This window comes from Flavobacterium sp. CFBP9031 (assembly GCF_034044945.1).
In the GTDB taxonomy this organism is placed as follows: Bacteria; Bacteroidota; Bacteroidia; order Flavobacteriales; family Flavobacteriaceae; genus Flavobacterium.
Genome location: NZ_JAXCWF010000004.1, coordinates 361492 through 376566 on the forward strand (window position 1 = coordinate 361492; position 15075 = coordinate 376566).

At 33.3% G+C, this 15075-nt stretch carries 16 protein-coding genes; 8 read left to right on the forward strand and 8 right to left on the reverse strand.

The features are described 5' to 3' along the window. Nucleotides 1-12: 12 nt before the first annotated feature. A complete protein-coding gene (locus tag SOM12_RS09445) occupies nucleotides 13-789 on the forward strand; it encodes an ABC transporter ATP-binding protein (RefSeq protein ID WP_320493213.1) in 777 nt (258 codons plus the stop codon). Nucleotides 790-898: 109 nt separating this feature from the next. Here the strand turns inward: SOM12_RS09445 and SOM12_RS09450 are convergent, their stop codons facing one another. The 3 genes from SOM12_RS09450 to SOM12_RS09460 all read right to left on the reverse strand — a co-directional run bounded on the left by SOM12_RS09450 (nucleotide 899) and on the right by SOM12_RS09460 (nucleotide 2249). Further along, on the reverse strand, nucleotides 899-1354 hold the full coding sequence (locus tag SOM12_RS09450; protein ID WP_320493214.1) for a tRNA (cytidine(34)-2'-O)-methyltransferase: 456 nt from the start codon (nucleotides 1352-1354) through the stop codon (nucleotides 899-901). A gap of 69 nt (nucleotides 1355-1423) precedes the next feature. Next, nucleotides 1424-1996: a pseudouridine synthase gene (locus tag SOM12_RS09455; protein ID WP_095929530.1), complete on the reverse strand. Its 573-nt coding sequence runs from the start codon at nucleotides 1994-1996 to the stop codon at nucleotides 1424-1426. Nucleotides 1997-2042: 46 nt separating this feature from the next. Next, the gene (locus SOM12_RS09460; protein WP_320493215.1) at nucleotides 2043-2249 is read right to left on the reverse strand and encodes a hypothetical protein; all 207 of its coding nucleotides are present in this window, start codon (nucleotides 2247-2249) and stop codon (nucleotides 2043-2045) included. A gap of 143 nt (nucleotides 2250-2392) precedes the next feature. Here SOM12_RS09460 and SOM12_RS09465 point away from each other — a divergent pair, with 143 nt between their 5' ends. The 3 genes from SOM12_RS09465 (at nucleotide 2393) to SOM12_RS09475 (ending at nucleotide 7432) form a co-directional block, all read left to right on the forward strand. Further along, complete coding sequence (locus SOM12_RS09465; RefSeq protein WP_320493216.1) at nucleotides 2393-2767, forward strand: hypothetical protein; 375 nt, start codon at nucleotides 2393-2395, stop codon at nucleotides 2765-2767. 155 nt (nucleotides 2768-2922) lie between these two features. Continuing rightward, nucleotides 2923-3675, forward strand: coding sequence for a glucose 1-dehydrogenase (locus tag SOM12_RS09470; RefSeq protein ID WP_320493217.1), 753 nt, complete (start codon nucleotides 2923-2925; stop codon nucleotides 3673-3675). Between the two features lie 310 nt (nucleotides 3676-3985). Continuing rightward, complete coding sequence (locus SOM12_RS09475; RefSeq protein WP_320493218.1) at nucleotides 3986-7432, forward strand: T9SS type A sorting domain-containing protein; 3447 nt, start codon at nucleotides 3986-3988, stop codon at nucleotides 7430-7432. A gap of 273 nt (nucleotides 7433-7705) precedes the next feature. Here SOM12_RS09475 and SOM12_RS09480 read toward each other — a convergent pair whose 3' ends face one another. The 5 genes from SOM12_RS09480 to SOM12_RS09500 all read right to left on the reverse strand — a co-directional run bounded on the left by SOM12_RS09480 (nucleotide 7706) and on the right by SOM12_RS09500 (nucleotide 11890). After that, complete coding sequence (locus tag SOM12_RS09480; protein WP_320493219.1) at nucleotides 7706-8215, reverse strand: MepB family protein; 510 nt, start codon at nucleotides 8213-8215, stop codon at nucleotides 7706-7708. A gap of 45 nt (nucleotides 8216-8260) precedes the next feature. Continuing rightward, complete coding sequence (locus tag SOM12_RS09485) at nucleotides 8261-10006, reverse strand: hypothetical protein (RefSeq protein WP_320493220.1); 1746 nt, start codon at nucleotides 10004-10006, stop codon at nucleotides 8261-8263. Then, nucleotides 10003-10518: a sigma-70 family RNA polymerase sigma factor gene (locus SOM12_RS09490; protein WP_320493221.1), complete on the reverse strand. Its 516-nt coding sequence runs from the start codon at nucleotides 10516-10518 to the stop codon at nucleotides 10003-10005. Before SOM12_RS09490 ends, SOM12_RS09485 begins: the two co-directional genes overlap by 4 nt. An 87-nt stretch (nucleotides 10519-10605) precedes the next feature. Then, nucleotides 10606-11007 carry a hypothetical protein gene (locus tag SOM12_RS09495; protein ID WP_095929538.1) on the reverse strand — a complete coding sequence of 134 codons (402 nt, stop codon included), beginning with the start codon at nucleotides 11005-11007 and terminating at the stop codon, nucleotides 10606-10608. Between the two features lie 7 nt (nucleotides 11008-11014). Beyond that, nucleotides 11015-11890, reverse strand: a complete 876-nt coding sequence (locus SOM12_RS09500) for a protease complex subunit PrcB family protein (RefSeq protein ID WP_095929539.1) — start codon at nucleotides 11888-11890, stop codon at nucleotides 11015-11017. 184 nt (nucleotides 11891-12074) lie between these two features. Here SOM12_RS09500 and rmuC point away from each other — a divergent pair, with 184 nt between their 5' ends. The 4 genes from rmuC to SOM12_RS09520 all read left to right on the forward strand — a co-directional run bounded on the left by rmuC (nucleotide 12075) and on the right by SOM12_RS09520 (nucleotide 15053). After that, nucleotides 12075-13448 carry a DNA recombination protein RmuC gene (rmuC, locus tag SOM12_RS09505; RefSeq protein ID WP_320493222.1) on the forward strand — a complete coding sequence of 458 codons (1374 nt, stop codon included), beginning with the start codon at nucleotides 12075-12077 and terminating at the stop codon, nucleotides 13446-13448. Between the two features lie 144 nt (nucleotides 13449-13592). Further along, on the forward strand, nucleotides 13593-14141 hold the full coding sequence (locus SOM12_RS09510) for an acyl-CoA thioesterase (protein ID WP_095929541.1): 549 nt from the start codon (nucleotides 13593-13595) through the stop codon (nucleotides 14139-14141). Between the two features lie 42 nt (nucleotides 14142-14183). Further along, nucleotides 14184-14579 (forward strand): VOC family protein, encoded by a 396-nt coding sequence (locus SOM12_RS09515; protein WP_095929542.1) that lies wholly within the window; start codon nucleotides 14184-14186, stop codon nucleotides 14577-14579. 15 nt (nucleotides 14580-14594) lie between these two features. Continuing rightward, nucleotides 14595-15053: a hypothetical protein gene (locus SOM12_RS09520; protein WP_141248135.1), complete on the forward strand. Its 459-nt coding sequence runs from the start codon at nucleotides 14595-14597 to the stop codon at nucleotides 15051-15053. The last annotated feature ends 22 nt before the right edge of the window (nucleotides 15054-15075 follow it).

The following is a 15075-nucleotide window of genomic DNA, read 5'->3' on the forward strand; positions in this document are numbered from 1 at the left end:
AGAATCTCAAAAATGAAAAATATCTTAAAAACATCGGATTTAAACATTGGATACAAATCCAAGAAAGGAGTGACGACTATTGCTGAGAATCTTAATCTTAATCTTGAAGCGGGTAAATTAATCACTTTGATAGGGGCAAACGGAATTGGAAAATCAACTTTACTCCGAACGATTACTGGAATTCAAAAGCCTTTATCGGGAAATGTTTATTTGAACGAAAGAAATATTTCAGACTATCAGCCTTTAGAATTGGCACAAAATCTTAGTTTGGTTTTAACCGAAAAGCTACCGCCAAGTAATCTTTCTGTTTTTGAATTAGTTGCTTTGGGGCGCCAGCCTTATACCAATTGGGTTGATAAATTGTCTAACGAAGATATTCTAAAAGTTCAGGAAGCAATGCAATTGACACAAATCGAACATTTGGCTTCAAAAAAACATTTTCAAATTAGCGACGGACAATTACAAAAAGTTTTAATTGCACGAGCATTGGCACAAGATACGCCGTTAATTATTCTAGACGAACCTACAACACATCTTGATTTACTGCATAAAGTTTCCTTGTTTAAGTTATTAAAGAAACTAACAAAAGAAACGCAAAAATGTATTTTGTTTTCGACACATGATATCGATTTGGCCATTCAGTTAAGCGATGAAATGATTATGATGACGCCAGAAAATATAGTGCAAGATCAGCCGTGTAATTTAATTTCAAACGGAAGTTTCAGCAATTTGTTCAAAGATGAAAATATTGTTTTTGATGCTGAAAAAGGGAAGTTTATTGTGAGTTAATATTTCGGCTGTCCTGCAAGGTTTTCAAAACCTTGTAGGTCTCAACTTCAGATCTTAACTAAAAATATAAATACCTACAAGGTTTTGAAAACCTTGCAGGAAATCGAGATTATTTCTTCAGCCGAATCTGTCTCTTCGCTTCACCAACTACAAAAGCAACCGAATTAGCAATATTAAAACTGCGAATAAGCGGTGACATCGGAATCGTTAAATGATTTTCGAATCTCGCCATAAATGCTGCGCTTAAACCAACGCTTTCTTTTCCGAAAACTAACCAGTCACCATCTTGAAATTCGTTTTCTAAATAAGATTTATCAGAATGCGAACTCATTAAAAATACTCGAGAATGATCTGGAATCTGTGAAATCCATTCTTCTACATTTTGATATTCGGTAACATCAAGATGAACCCAATAATCCAATCCCGAACGTTTTAGATTCTTGTCGTTTATTACAAATCCGAAAGGATGAATTAAATGAAGACGACTTTCTGTGCCCACACACAAGCGGCCGATATTTCCAGTATTATTTGGTATTTCTGGTTCTACAAGAACAACGTTTAACATCTTTTTTGAGTTATGAATTATGAGTTATGAGTTTTTTAGAATTATCTAATTGTCACATTGTCTAATTATCTAATTCTCTAATTGAAAATCGGAAACTTCCAAAACTTCACCTGCTTTTAGGTTTTGCAAATATACGTTTCCTATTCGAACGCGAACCAGACGAAGCGTTGGAAAACCAACTGCAGCAGTCATTTTTCGAACCTGACGAAACTTTCCTTCCTTTACAGTAATAGAAGCCCAAGAAGTGGGGCCATGTCGTTCGTCTCTAATTTTTTTGGCTCTTGGTCCAAAATCTGGAATTTCAGTAACGATAAAAGCAGAGCAGGGTTTTGTTTTGTATTTTCCGCCATCAAGACCAATTTCGACACCTTTTTGCAATTGCTCGATAGCTTCGGCAGTAATGACGCCGTCAACTTGAACGTAGTATTCTTTGTCTACTTTTTTGCTTCTTACTTGTTCGCTTACCATTCCATCAGTTGTCAATAAAAGTAGACCTTCAGAATCTTCGTCCAATCTTCCAATTGCCATTGTTCCTTCGGGAAAATCATGCAATTCGCCCAAAAGCTTTTTCTTTCTTTTTAATTCATAAATAAATTGGCTTAAGTAGCCGTAAGGTTTAAAAAGAATGAAGTGTTGGTGCATTTTTAATTTTTTGCAAAGATAGTTCCTTTCTTAAAATTAAAACCGATTACGGCTTTTGAGATTTCATTTTTTTCAGCCATTGGTACACAAACCAAATTACGGTTGTAGCAAAAATGACAATTAAAATAGGATAGTAGTTTTTAAAAAATTCATGAAAATAACTTCCGACTAAAATATAAACAGAAGCCATGCAAAGTTTAATCAAGATAAATTCGGAATTGGACCAGCTGGTTTTGATTTTGAAGAAATTCATAATATGAAGTCTTAAGTTGCTTTGAATAAAGGTAATAAATAAAAAATGAGATGGCAATTATAAAAGATATGCAATCTTAAGTCGTAATTTTTTTGGAGTTAGAATTCGTAATATTATCATTTAAATCTAAAAATGATATTGTTATGGAAACGAATAATTTAGGAACAAAAAAGATAAACGGAACGCAAAAGGATATTGATGAATCTAAAGGAAAAAACGTTTCGCACGATAAAGAACTAAAAGATGCCAAATTGAATAAGGAGTTGGTAACCGATACCGATGGGGATAAAAAAATTGTGGAAAGAGCCCGAAACGAAAATGAAAATATTAATGAAACGCTTCATCAAGTAAATCCTGATAATGCAAATGCAAATCGTGGAGTGGAAACAGAGGATGAGGCCAAAAAAACGGTGGAGAATAAAGACCGCAATTCTGATATAACACCCAATCGATATCCAAACTCACATCCAGATAATCATAAAGATCGTGGAAATATGAAATTGGATGAAGAGGAATAAGACAATACGAAATTTTAAGCAAAAAGGAGTCAAATTAATGTCAAATAACATAAGATTAGCGGTTCGCGTTAATGTTATTGTAAACTCTTTTTAAAACTTCGGTATCGGTTGAGATCTTCGTAAATTAGAGGTATCAATTTAAAAACATATTTAAAATGGCACTTTTAGAAAATAAAGTAGCTTTTGTATCTGGCGGAGGATCAGGAATCGGACGCGCGGTAGCAGAAGCCTACGCTCGAGAAGGAGCAAAAGTAGTAGTATCGGATATAAATGTAGAACACGGTGAAGAAACCGTAAATAATATAAAAGAAAAGGGTGGAGAAGCTTTTTTCGTAAAAGGAGACTCGTCGAGTGCAGCTGATAATAAACATATGGTTGAGGTGACAGTTTCTAAATATGGTCGTCTGGATATCGCGTGTAATAATGCAGGTATGGGAGGACCAGCCAAACTAACAGGAGAATATGATCCGGAGGCTTGGGATAAGGTAATAGGATTAAATTTAAATGGTGTTTTTTATGCCTGTCGTTACCAATTAGAACAAATGGAGAAAAATGGAGGAGGAAGCATCGTTAATATCGCTTCAATTCACGGGCAAGTTGCGGCTCCACTTAGTCCAGCTTACACCGCTTCTAAACATGCCGTGGTTGGATTAACAAAGAATATAGCAGTAGAATATGCACAAAAAAATATTCGATGCAATGCTGTTGGACCAGGTTATATTGAAACAGCTCTTTTAAAAGACAATTTAAATAAAGAAATGATGCAGGCCGTTGCGGCAAAATCTGCAATGAATCGTTTAGGAACAGCAGAAGAAATTGCCGAATTGGTAACTTTTTTAAGTTCTGAAAAATCTTCTTTCACAACAGGAAGTTATATTATAGCCGATGGTGGTTATACAGCTGTCTAATTATTTTTTAGAGTAAATAACAAGACAATTGAAAAAAGCAGTAAGCGAAAGTTTACTGCTTTTTTTGTTTAAAATAAGCTGAATTTGTAGGAAAGACGGGCGTTTGTGAGGTTTTTTGATGTAACTGATGTTTTGAATAATGTTTTGTGTTAGGTGTTTTTTATTGATTTTATTTTATTATCTTTAAGATTGTGTTAAGTTTTATTGAATTATATTGATAAATGACCAAACATTAAGTTTATGGTTTTGTAACATTAGCTTAATTTTAAAGACAATAAATTTGAACTCTAAAAACTCTATTCTTTAACGTATGAAAAACAATTACTCTTTTCGTCATGTAATGACTTTTTTAAGTTTTTTCTACTGTCTGGTGCTAAGTGCACAGACAATGCCAGATAAACGTTCAATACCTTACACGCAAAATTTTGAGGAATTAGTAGCTGGAACTACTACAGTATACCCTGTGGGTTTTCAGGGATGGACAGTTACGGGGCAACCAGGAGCCAATTTTAAAACTATTGCGCCTGTAGCCAATGCAGTTTTGGCAGCTGTTGCATCTAATTTGCCAGCGTCTGCTGCATCCGGTACGGGGAATGTTTATAATTATGATGGTAAACTAGGCTTTTTAAACACTGGAAGTGTTGATTATACTATTGGTTTTGCCTTTTCAACTTCTGGAGTAACAAATGTGAGGGTTAAATATGATGCAATGACTATTCGTAATCCATATGGGCTTCCTGGAAATCCAGTTTCAAGCCGAATAAATGAAATGGTATTGCAATATCGTATTGGAACAACTGGAGAGTTTACATCTTTGTTAGGGACAGTTTATACTAATAATACAGTTTTGCAGACTGGAAATACTACCGAACCGCAAAATCTTCAGACTATAAAAGTAACTTTACCAGCAGCATGTAATAATCAGGAGGAAATTCAAATTAGATGGATTTCAAGACAAATTTCAGGTGCGGGTTCTCGTCCATCTTTTGCAATTGATAATATAGATATTGAAAAAGATCTTTTTGCTCCAGTTAATATTACAGGCTATCCAAAGGCAACTAATGTTTTAGGTGATAGTTTCAATTTTATTGATAAAATAGATGAAATCGGAAAGACATATTATGTACTATTGCCTGGTGGCAGTACAGAACCAACAATTGCACAAATAAAAGCAGGACAGGATTCAAACGGAACCGCAGCACTGCGATCTGGTTTTTTTGATATAACAAATCCGGCTCAGGAATATGTAAAAAGTTTTACAGGATTAAATTTAAATACTGCTTATAGTGTTTTCTCTATTTCTGAGGATCCTTATGATAATTTACAAAATTCAGTTAGTAAAACAGATGTTACAACACTGAGCGTGATGCCTCCTGCGATTTCTCCATCTGTTGCTGTATTGAATTTAGGAGGTACTGAACCAAATTTTGATCCTTTAACAAAAAGCTACCAAATAGGAGCTTCTGATCTTACTGCGAATGTAGTAGTTACTGCATCAGGAAGTTTTACTATTTCAAAGGATAATACTACATTCTCAACATCTTTATCATTTGTTCCTGCCGATTTTGATTCTAATGCAACACCAACGGTTTATGTAAAATTTACTCCAACTTCTGTTGGCAGTTTCACAGGTTCTATAACTCATGAAACAACAGGCGGTACAACTAAAACAGTTAATTTGACTGCTTTTGGAGTAAATCCTTATGTACAAAATTTTGACGATCCAAATGTTTTTGTAAACAGTAAATGGTCACAATACAATGAAGCAGGACCTATAAACCAATGGACTCACACTACACAATCTCGAAATGTTAATTCTGGAACTGGAGCGGTTTTAATGAATGGATATTCAGACAGTGGAGCAAGTAAAGATTGGTTAATTTCTCCAAGATTACGTTTAGATGGCTTTACTCAAATTCCGTTATTATCTTTTTATTCTCGTCAATTTTATGATGGACCATCTTTAAAATTAATGGTTTCAATCAATTATGATGGAGTTAGCGACCCAAACACAGCAATTTGGATACCACTAAATGGTAAATTTCCGGAAACTACAGGAAGTTATGCAAAATCTGAGTTTATAAATTTAGCCGCTTATAAAACAGATCATACGTATTTGGCTTGGGTTTACGAAACTACTTCTGGCGGACTTGATAATGCTGCAGAATGGTCTTTTGATGACTTTGCTATTATGGACGAATCGAAATATGTAGATTCTAACCCGCGTTTAGATTTTGCAGATGTAAGCCCGAATTCAGTTTCTGCTAGTCAGTCTTTTGTTTTTAATGCGGCAGGTTATGGTGATATTACTATTGCTGCTCCAGCTTCGTATGAATTATCGGGAGATAATATCTCATTTGCGTCAAGCATTATTGTTTCTTCTGCAGATGCCTTAATAGGAAAAACAGTTTATGCGAGATTTGCACCAACAACAAAAGAACCAACTATTTCTGGTGTTTTAACTATTACAGGAACCTCTCTAAATAAAGAAATTGGTTCATTTACGGGATCTTCTATATTAAAGGAAGATACTTATGATGTGGTGTCTTATAATTTAGAGTTTTTTGGAACTGATGTTAAAGATAAAACGGGTAAAGAATTTGGACCAACAAATGATGCGTTGCAAATAGAAAACGTGGCTAAAGTAATGAACAAATTAAATGCTGACGTTTATGTAGTTCAAGAAGTTTCAGATGAACCGGCACTAGATGTTTTAATTCAAAAAATTAGTGTTAACGGAAAAACATTCGATAAAACAATTTCAACTTCTTGGTCTTACTCATTCCAAGCTTTAGATCCGTATTTCCCACCTCAAAAATTGGTTGTAATTTACAATACGCAAACGACTACTGTAAAAAGCACAAAAGTTTTGTTCAAAGATTTATACGATCAAGTTCGTTTTAACACGGTAGTTTTACCAGGTTATCCAGGAACAGATACTCCAGAAAAAAACGATGATAGTTTTTTCTCATCAGGACGTCTTCCTTATTTGGTTCAGGTTGAAGCTAATGTTGGCGGAGTTAAAAAAGAAATTAACTTGATTGATCTTCACGCACGTGCAAACAGCGGAACTGATATTTCAAAATACAATCAGCGTAAGTATGATATTGACTATCTAAAAGATGCATTAGATGCTGAATATCCAGATGCAAATTTAATTCTTTTAGGAGATTTTAATGACGATGTAAAAGCGTGGGTTGGAAATGCAAATACAGCTTCGTCTTATAAGAAATTTGTAGATGATACTACTAATTACAATGCATTAACATTAGGTATTAGTCAGGCTGGAGCATATAGTTTCTTAAGTTCGCAAGGATTTTTAGATCATATCTTAATTTCAAACGAATTGAATGAAGATTATATCGCCAACTCAATTGCAGTTTACGATCCAAGAAATGATATCGCAAATTATACGACAACAACTTCAGATCACGGACCAGTAATTGCTCGTTTCGAATTGAAAAAAGACGTGCTTTCTACACCTGATTTTGGGAAAAATAAATATTTCGTAAAAGCATATCCAAATCCTGCAACAGATGTTTTGAATTTTGATATCAAAACAACTTTAGGGAGAGATTTGAAAATTAGATTATACGATTTTAATGGTCGTGCGATTGGAAATCCAATTAGCGTTAAAAATGAATCTGAAGTTAGTACAGCAGTTGTTGCAGTTGGTAATCTAGTTTCTGGAGTTTATTTCTACACAGTTACAGAAAATAATAAAGTAATTTTCAAAGATAAAATCATCAAGAAATAATTGATTTTCAAGAAAAGAAAAAAGCTGTCTCAAAGGGACAGCTTTTTTTGTTGAACGAAAGATTCTTTCTCTCTAAAACCCCAGCGGGGTAAAATATTTATAGAGCTAAAACAACACAAATAAAAAAAGCTCCGGAGGAGTGACATGTTTTTTCTGCAACATAAACATGTCACTCCTCCGGAGCTTTCTGTTGTAAACATTTATACTTTACTATAAATATTTCGCTTCTCCGAAGCTTACAAAAAAAGCTGTCCTTTTGAGACAGCTTGCTTTTTATGCAAATATTTTTCTGATTTCATTTAAATCAATTTGATCTCGATCGGTAAAAGAAAAGAAATAATCCAATTGCCATTTTTGAGTTTTTTGTGCTTGTTTGCTCGTAGTTTCATCCCAAGGCGGGTAAACTCTTGTCGCTCTAATTCCTTCTTTATTTTGGGTAGAAAAAATATCTTTTTCAAGTAGCGTTTTCTTCGGAAAAATAAATTGACCCCAATTCTGATCTTTTCGAACATTGACAATTACAAAATCAATAGCATCAGAATAATCAAAAGGTTCTATCGTTCCAGTTTGATTTCGTTTCCATAGAGTAACAAACTGACCTGTTTTGGTTGGAGTTATTTTGGCCTCGCGATAACAAATGTTTTTATTGTTTAGCAGAAAACGATAGGCGCTGTATTCGTCGCTTTCGCTTTCTTTTTCAACAGAAGTTATTAATAATTCAGCCTTATCATAAACGATTTCTTTGCTTAATGATAAATCAGCAGGAGCTGTAGTAAAATTCATAAAATTCAATTCTCAAGTATTCTTGAAATTTACTGCAAATTTGTTTTAGAAAGAAACATTCAAACCAAAATTTAATCCCCATTGGAATTGGTTGAAAGACTGACTGTTTAACGGATTGATATAATAATTCATAGCAGGCTCAACAAAAACATTGGTTTTTTTATACACACGATATTGAACCGTACTGCTCAAAGTAGAACCATAAACATAATCATTCGCATTCATGTTTTCTCCTATAGAATGCCCATCCAAATTCACACTATTAGAAATTAATTTACCCACAAAACCACCTGTATTTAAATTAATGCTGGCTTTGTTTTTATTAAAAATAGAATAAGAAACCTCAAGAGGCATTTCTACATATCTTAAATTTTGATCCAGTTTACCTGTTTGCACATTTTCACTTTTTAGAGCTTCTTTTGTACTATTTGAAATCAAAAGATAATCTTGGGCTGGTGCATTAGACGAAGCGACCGGATAACTATCAGGGGCAAAAAAAGCATTGCTTTTGGCAGATAGATAAGATACATTGGCAACACTTTGTCCTAATTCGCTAATTTTCAAACCAGAACCAACAGCCCATTTTTTGTTAATGCTGTATTTTGTTTTTACACCATAAGAATTAGATTGTTTAGAATCGTTTACGTTACCCAATGTTTTTTCGTTCTTGGTGTTTTCAGAACTTGCAACACCAGCAAAAACGGCAACAGCCCATCTTTCTTTTTTATTGATAAGATTGTCTTTTTTCTCTTTTTCTTCTTTTTTCTTTTCTGGACTTAAAATTCCTTTTTCTAAATTCTGAAGTTCAGCCAACTGCATAGAATCGGTTTTGCTCAAACTGTTGGTGATTTTTACATCTTCTTTTATAATAACAGCTTTGTCATTGCGTTTATTCTCATTTTTACTAGAAACCCCATTATTTGAATTATATGCATTGCTGTTTGTAAAAGAGTTATTATTTGCAGAATAGCGCTGATTATTGAAAGCAAGATTTTTATTGTTTTTTGGAGCAATCTGTTCTTCAAAAATCGAATTGGAAAGCTGTTTTTTTGCTGTCGAATTAAATTTGTTTTGTTTGCCAAATGCAACTCTTTCTTCAGAAATTCCTTTATTAGAAGATTTTGCATTGTTTTCTAAAATAGATTTTTTAGAAGATTTCAAAATAGATTTATTTTCTGCTAAACCTGAGTTTTGATAGGCAACAGATTGGTTCGGAGTATTTGCTGGAACTCCTGTACTAGATTTTTTAGAAGATTTTGCAATTGCTTTTTCTTCTGATGAACCCGAGTTTTGATAAGCGACAGATTGATTCGGAACATTGGCAGGAGTTGGTGTGCTATATTTAGAATCTTTATTATTGGTTTCGTTTTTAGAATTTGTTTCCGCTACAGAAGTTTCTTGAACTGGAATTCCTGATTCTGTATTGAATTGATTTTTCCTTGTCGAATTGTGGTTTAAAGAATCTGCTGTTTTGCCAAGATTTTTATTTTGATCTAAATTTCTGTTGTTAGAATTATCGTTTGTTTTTTTATCCAAAACAACACTATTGTTGCTGTTTTCTAAACCGCCATTGTTGATTTTTATATTTTCAGGCGAAGCAGTAAAATGTAATATTGAAGGCAGAAGCAACCCTAATAATAAGCATGCAGCAGCCGACCACCAAAGAACAACTCGCTTCTTCTTTTTAGGTTTGTCTAGTTTTTCTTCAATCTGACTCCATAACTCTGGAGGCGGAACACTCGAAAAGTCTTCCATTGATGAAAAAATATCTTCTATTTTGTGCTTCTTCATGCTGTTTTAAAATTTTTTATGCTCAAAATTCGCTTTTGTAATATATGCTTGGCGCGATTTAAATTTGATTTTGATGTCCCTTCGGAGATTTTTAAGAGTTCGGCGATTTCTCTGTGTTTCATTTTTTCAAATACATACAAGTTAAAAACCGTCCGATATTGATCTGGTAAATCCCGAATGTATTCCAGCAGTTTTTCCTGTTCTATCGGAATAGCTTCCAGTTCCTCTTCTTCTACAAAATCGGTATCGGGATCAAAAACATCCAAAAAGAAACTCTCTTTTTTCTTTTTGTTTAAAGTCTCGATAAGCTTGTTTATAAAAATCCGTTTCAGCCAGCCTTCAAAACTTCCTTCAAATTTATATTGGCCTATTTTCTGAAACGCAATTACAAAGGCCTCCTGAAAAACATCTTTCGCGTCATCTTCGTTCTTCATATATTTCAAACAGATACCATACAAAACAGGAGAGAACAACTGATAAATTTTCAGTTGTCCCTCCCTGTCATTTTTCATGCACAGTTTGATATATTTTTCTAACTCGTCTTTCAAGAAATGGTTCAAATTTGATTTTGCAAAAATAGTTTTAAATAGCTTACAAAACTATCTTTTAAAAATAGTTCGAGTACCGTCTTGACTGTTGCTTACAATTGTTAGGTTTTGATTGTCAAGGTTTTCTATTACGTAAGTTTTGCCTTCAAACGTAATTAGATCATGTTCCGACTGGTCAAAATACCCTTTTCCTTTCTCTATCTGATAAGCGCTGTTTCTTATCTCCACATTGTCTTTATAAGTAATAACCCTTCCATCTTGAGTAAAGATGATTTTTTTGTTAAACCCAATTGATTTTGGGGTCGCCACATAAGGATTGTTAGAACCTCCTATAGATTTTTCCCAAATCCAAGTATTTATTATTGATCCTGCCGCTTCTTCTCTAGAAGCATTTACAGAAATCATTGATGTAAAAAGAAAACAGACAATAAAAGATAAAAAGAGTTTCTTCATGATTGTATTATTTTAAGCTTGTAATTTTTTCTTGAATCGTTTTTTTGAAAATTTTTATTTCGGCACTTTGGTCTGCAGTGTCGTTGTTGTCAATATAAACCTTAGTAAGGCTTGCTCCTTGACGCAATTCAAAATAAATTCCGCCTTGATCTCCAGCATCAGGAGTACCATATGTTTTAGTTTGTCCTTTTAAAGCCAAAATCTCTGCAGGAACATCTTTTAATAATAGAGTATATTCGCCTCTTTTGATTGTTGGAGTATATCTGTATTGCCCAAAATCATATTGTTTTGCTCCAACATTTAAGAATTTTAAAGTGTTGTAATCATTAATCTGATAGAATTTTTGACAGTCCGAGCTTAAACATTGGTTATTGAAGCTTCCAATAATAATATTATCTGCATTTTCTGTAGTTTTATTGAAGATCATTCCTTTTGATGTTTTCGGAATCAAAACAAAATCAGTTGGGTATGTAGGAGCTTGAGTTACGTTTTCGCCCACAGCAGGAGTTCTTTCGTAATAGTTTACCACGATTTCACAATTGTTTTCTACAATAGAGCTAATTACAATTTCGTAACCGCTTGTAGGTTTAGCACCAGCAAAAATTCCAACTAAATATTCTTTTGTAAAATCAATATTTGGGTCACTTGCAACAGGACAGCTGTTCGCATGTTTTGTGAAATACTCATTCATTTTTTCTTGAGATCCCACAACAATTGCTGCTGGATTATTTTGTAATGTTTTTTCAGTATAATTACAAGAGAAAGGAAAACCAGTAAAATTTACAACTGTATTTGTACCGCAATCTACATAGTTATTTCCGTCATTGAGAGAACAGGCGCTGAATCCGAAGGCTACAAATAAGCCAAGCATTAATTTTTTCATAATTATTTTAATAGGTTTATATTTTAGTAGATAGGGGTTTCAAAAAAAGGTTGCGTTGAGGTGAATTTTTTTTTTGAAATAAAATGTTGGTTTAGTTTGGATTGGGAATGAATTAGTGAAATTTCTATTTTAAAAACTAAGCACTACGTATTATTGCGTACTTTTACGTAAAATAGACTTAGTTATGACCGATTATATACCGTTTTTATTAGGATTTGTTGTTACGCTATTTATAGGGATATACTTAGGCAGGATGCTTTCTGCGTCAAAATTTCAGTCAGAAAAAGCTATTTCTGAGGAAAGATTAAATGCTATAAATGGTCAATTGCAAATGCAGAAAGAGCAGTTTGAAAACGAAAAAAATAATTTGCAGAAACAATTGCAGCTGAGTATTGCTGAGAAAGAAAACATTCGAACAGAAAAAGATAGTTTGGCCATTCAGCTTTCTAAAAAAGAAGTAGATTTTGAAAATTTATGGGAACGCCATAAAGAGCAAAAAAGTGAAATCAACGAACTTCAAGAAAAATTCACCAAAGAATTTGAAAACCTTGCCAACAAAATTTTAGAAGAAAAATCGGCAAAGTTTACAGAACAAAATACCGTGAACATGAAAAATATCCTGACGCCTTTGCAGGATAAGATTCTGGTTTTTGAGCAAAAAGTAGAGCAGACCCATAAAGAAAGTATCGACTATCATGCAGCGCTTCGTCAGCAGATTATTGGTTTGAGCGAGATGAACGCGCAAATGAGCAAGGAAACTTTAAACCTTACCAAAGCATTAAAAGGCGACAGCAAAATGCAGGGAAATTGGGGCGAATTGGTTCTAGAACGCGTTTTAGAGAAATCTGGATTAGAGAAAGGAAGGGAATACGAAGTGCAGCAGAGTTTTACCAATGCAGAAGGAAATCGCGTTTTGCCAGATGTTGTCATTAATCTTCCAGACGGTAAAAAAATGATTGTCGATTCTAAAGTTTCGCTTTCCGCTTACGAAAAATGGGTTAACGAAGAATCTGAACTTTTAAAAATAGAATTTCTTAAAGAACACGTAATCTCTATAAAAAGACATGTGGAACAGTTGGGCAGTAAAAACTATCACGATTTGTACCATATGGAAAGCCCAGATTTTGTACTGCTGTTCATTCCGATGGAACCTGCTTTTGCAATTGCTTTAAACGAAGATCCTTCTTTATACACAAAAGCATTTGACCGGAATATTGTAATTGTAACGCCAAGTACACTTTTGGCAACGTTAAGAACAATTGACAGCATGTGGACCAATCAAAAACAGCAGGAAAACGCCTTGGAGATTGCAAGACAAGCCGGAGCGTTGTATGATAAATTTGAAGGTTTTGTTTCTGATTTAGTCCGAATTGGAAATAAAATTAAAGATACCAAAACAGAATATGAAAGCGCCATGAATAAATTGGTGGACGGAAAAGGAAATCTTATCTCAAGCGTAGAAAGATTAAAGAAAATGGGAGCAAAGGCAAAAAAAGCGCTTCCAGAAAATATTATTGCAAGAGCAATCAATTCAGATGAAAATGAATTATTGAATTAGAAAAGAGCTAAGAAGCAAGAGAAAAGAATATAGAATATAGAATATAGAATATAGAATATAGAATATAGAATATAGAATATAGAATATAGAATATAGAATATAGAATATAGAATACAACTAATCAACAATACCAAAAACAAAAACATGAGTACAGATTTTAAGCCCGTTTCATCATCAAAAGTTAGTATATCAGAATTAATGTTGCCTTCGCATACTAATTTTAGCGGAAAAATTCACGGGGGATATATTTTACAATTATTAGATCAAATTGCCTTTGCATCGGCATCAAAATTTAGTGGAAATTATTGTGTAACCGCTTCAGTAGATACCGTAAACTTTCTGAAACCAATTGAAGTTGGAGAATTGGTTACCATGAAGGCTTCTGTCAATTATGTCGGAAGAAGTTCTATGGTCGTAGGAATTCGTGTAGAAGCAGAAAATATTCAGACAGGAGTTATTAAACATTGTAATTCGTCTTATTTTACAATGGTTGCCAAAGATAAAGAAGGAAAAAGCGTTCAGGTTCCAGGATTGATTCTGTCTAATTTGCAAGAAGTGCGTCGTTTTAGAAAAGCAATAAAACATATTGAAGTTCGAAAAGAAGTTGAAGAACACGAAAAATTAGCCAATATAAATTCTATCGAAGATCTAGCAAGCCTAGAAAAATATAATGTTCTATTAGAAATCAGCTAAATTTTCTTATATTTAGGAGTTATACATTAAATACTAGAAAATATGATCAAGTTTGGATATACAATTTTATACGTTGAAAATGTCGAAGAATCTATTGCATTTTATGAAAACGCATTTGGATTTTCGAGAAAATTTGTCTCGCCAGATGGCGATTATGGCGAATTAATTACAGGAGAAACAACACTTTCATTTGCTTCAAAAAAACTAGCTTCAAAGAATTTACCTGATGGTTTTATCGAAAGCAGTTTAGAAGACAAACCTTTTGCAATAGAAATTGGTTTTATAGTAGAGAATGTACCTGAAGTTTTACAGAAAGCCACTTCTTTTGGAGCAGTTATGGTTTCAGAACCTGTAGAAAAACCATGGGGACAAGTTGTAGCGTACGCAAGAGATTTAAATGGCTTTTTAATCGAGATTTGTACAGAAGTAAAAGGTTAATGTAAAAGTCTTTTTTTGAAAATGAATTACATACAGAACAAACCTTATTTTGTGTTTTTAGGATTAATAGTAGTTCTTTTACTATATGGCTTTTATAAAGGGAATGAAACCATTGTTCTCAATATTCATGCGACTTATTTTGTAATCTCTTGGAAACACTTAATGATTCTTGTTTCATTTTTTTGTGGAATATTGTCTTTGGGTTATTTTGGTATGCTGAAACTAAATTTTGTTTTAATAAATTGGATGACAGTTTCTCACGTTTTAATAAGCCTAATAGGTTTGTTTATAGTTTTTATTTTGCCTAAATTTTTTAGAGAAATTGTTCCGGGAGATATATTGTCAGTTATAAATGACTCAAATTTTAATCAAAGAATAGAATCAGGAATCTTGATTTTGATTTGTGTATTATTAGGAACTCAACTTCTGTTCTTTGCAAATGTAACTTTTGCTTTAATAAAAGGAAGATCTTAAACATTTTGCCTTTCACGGTTCT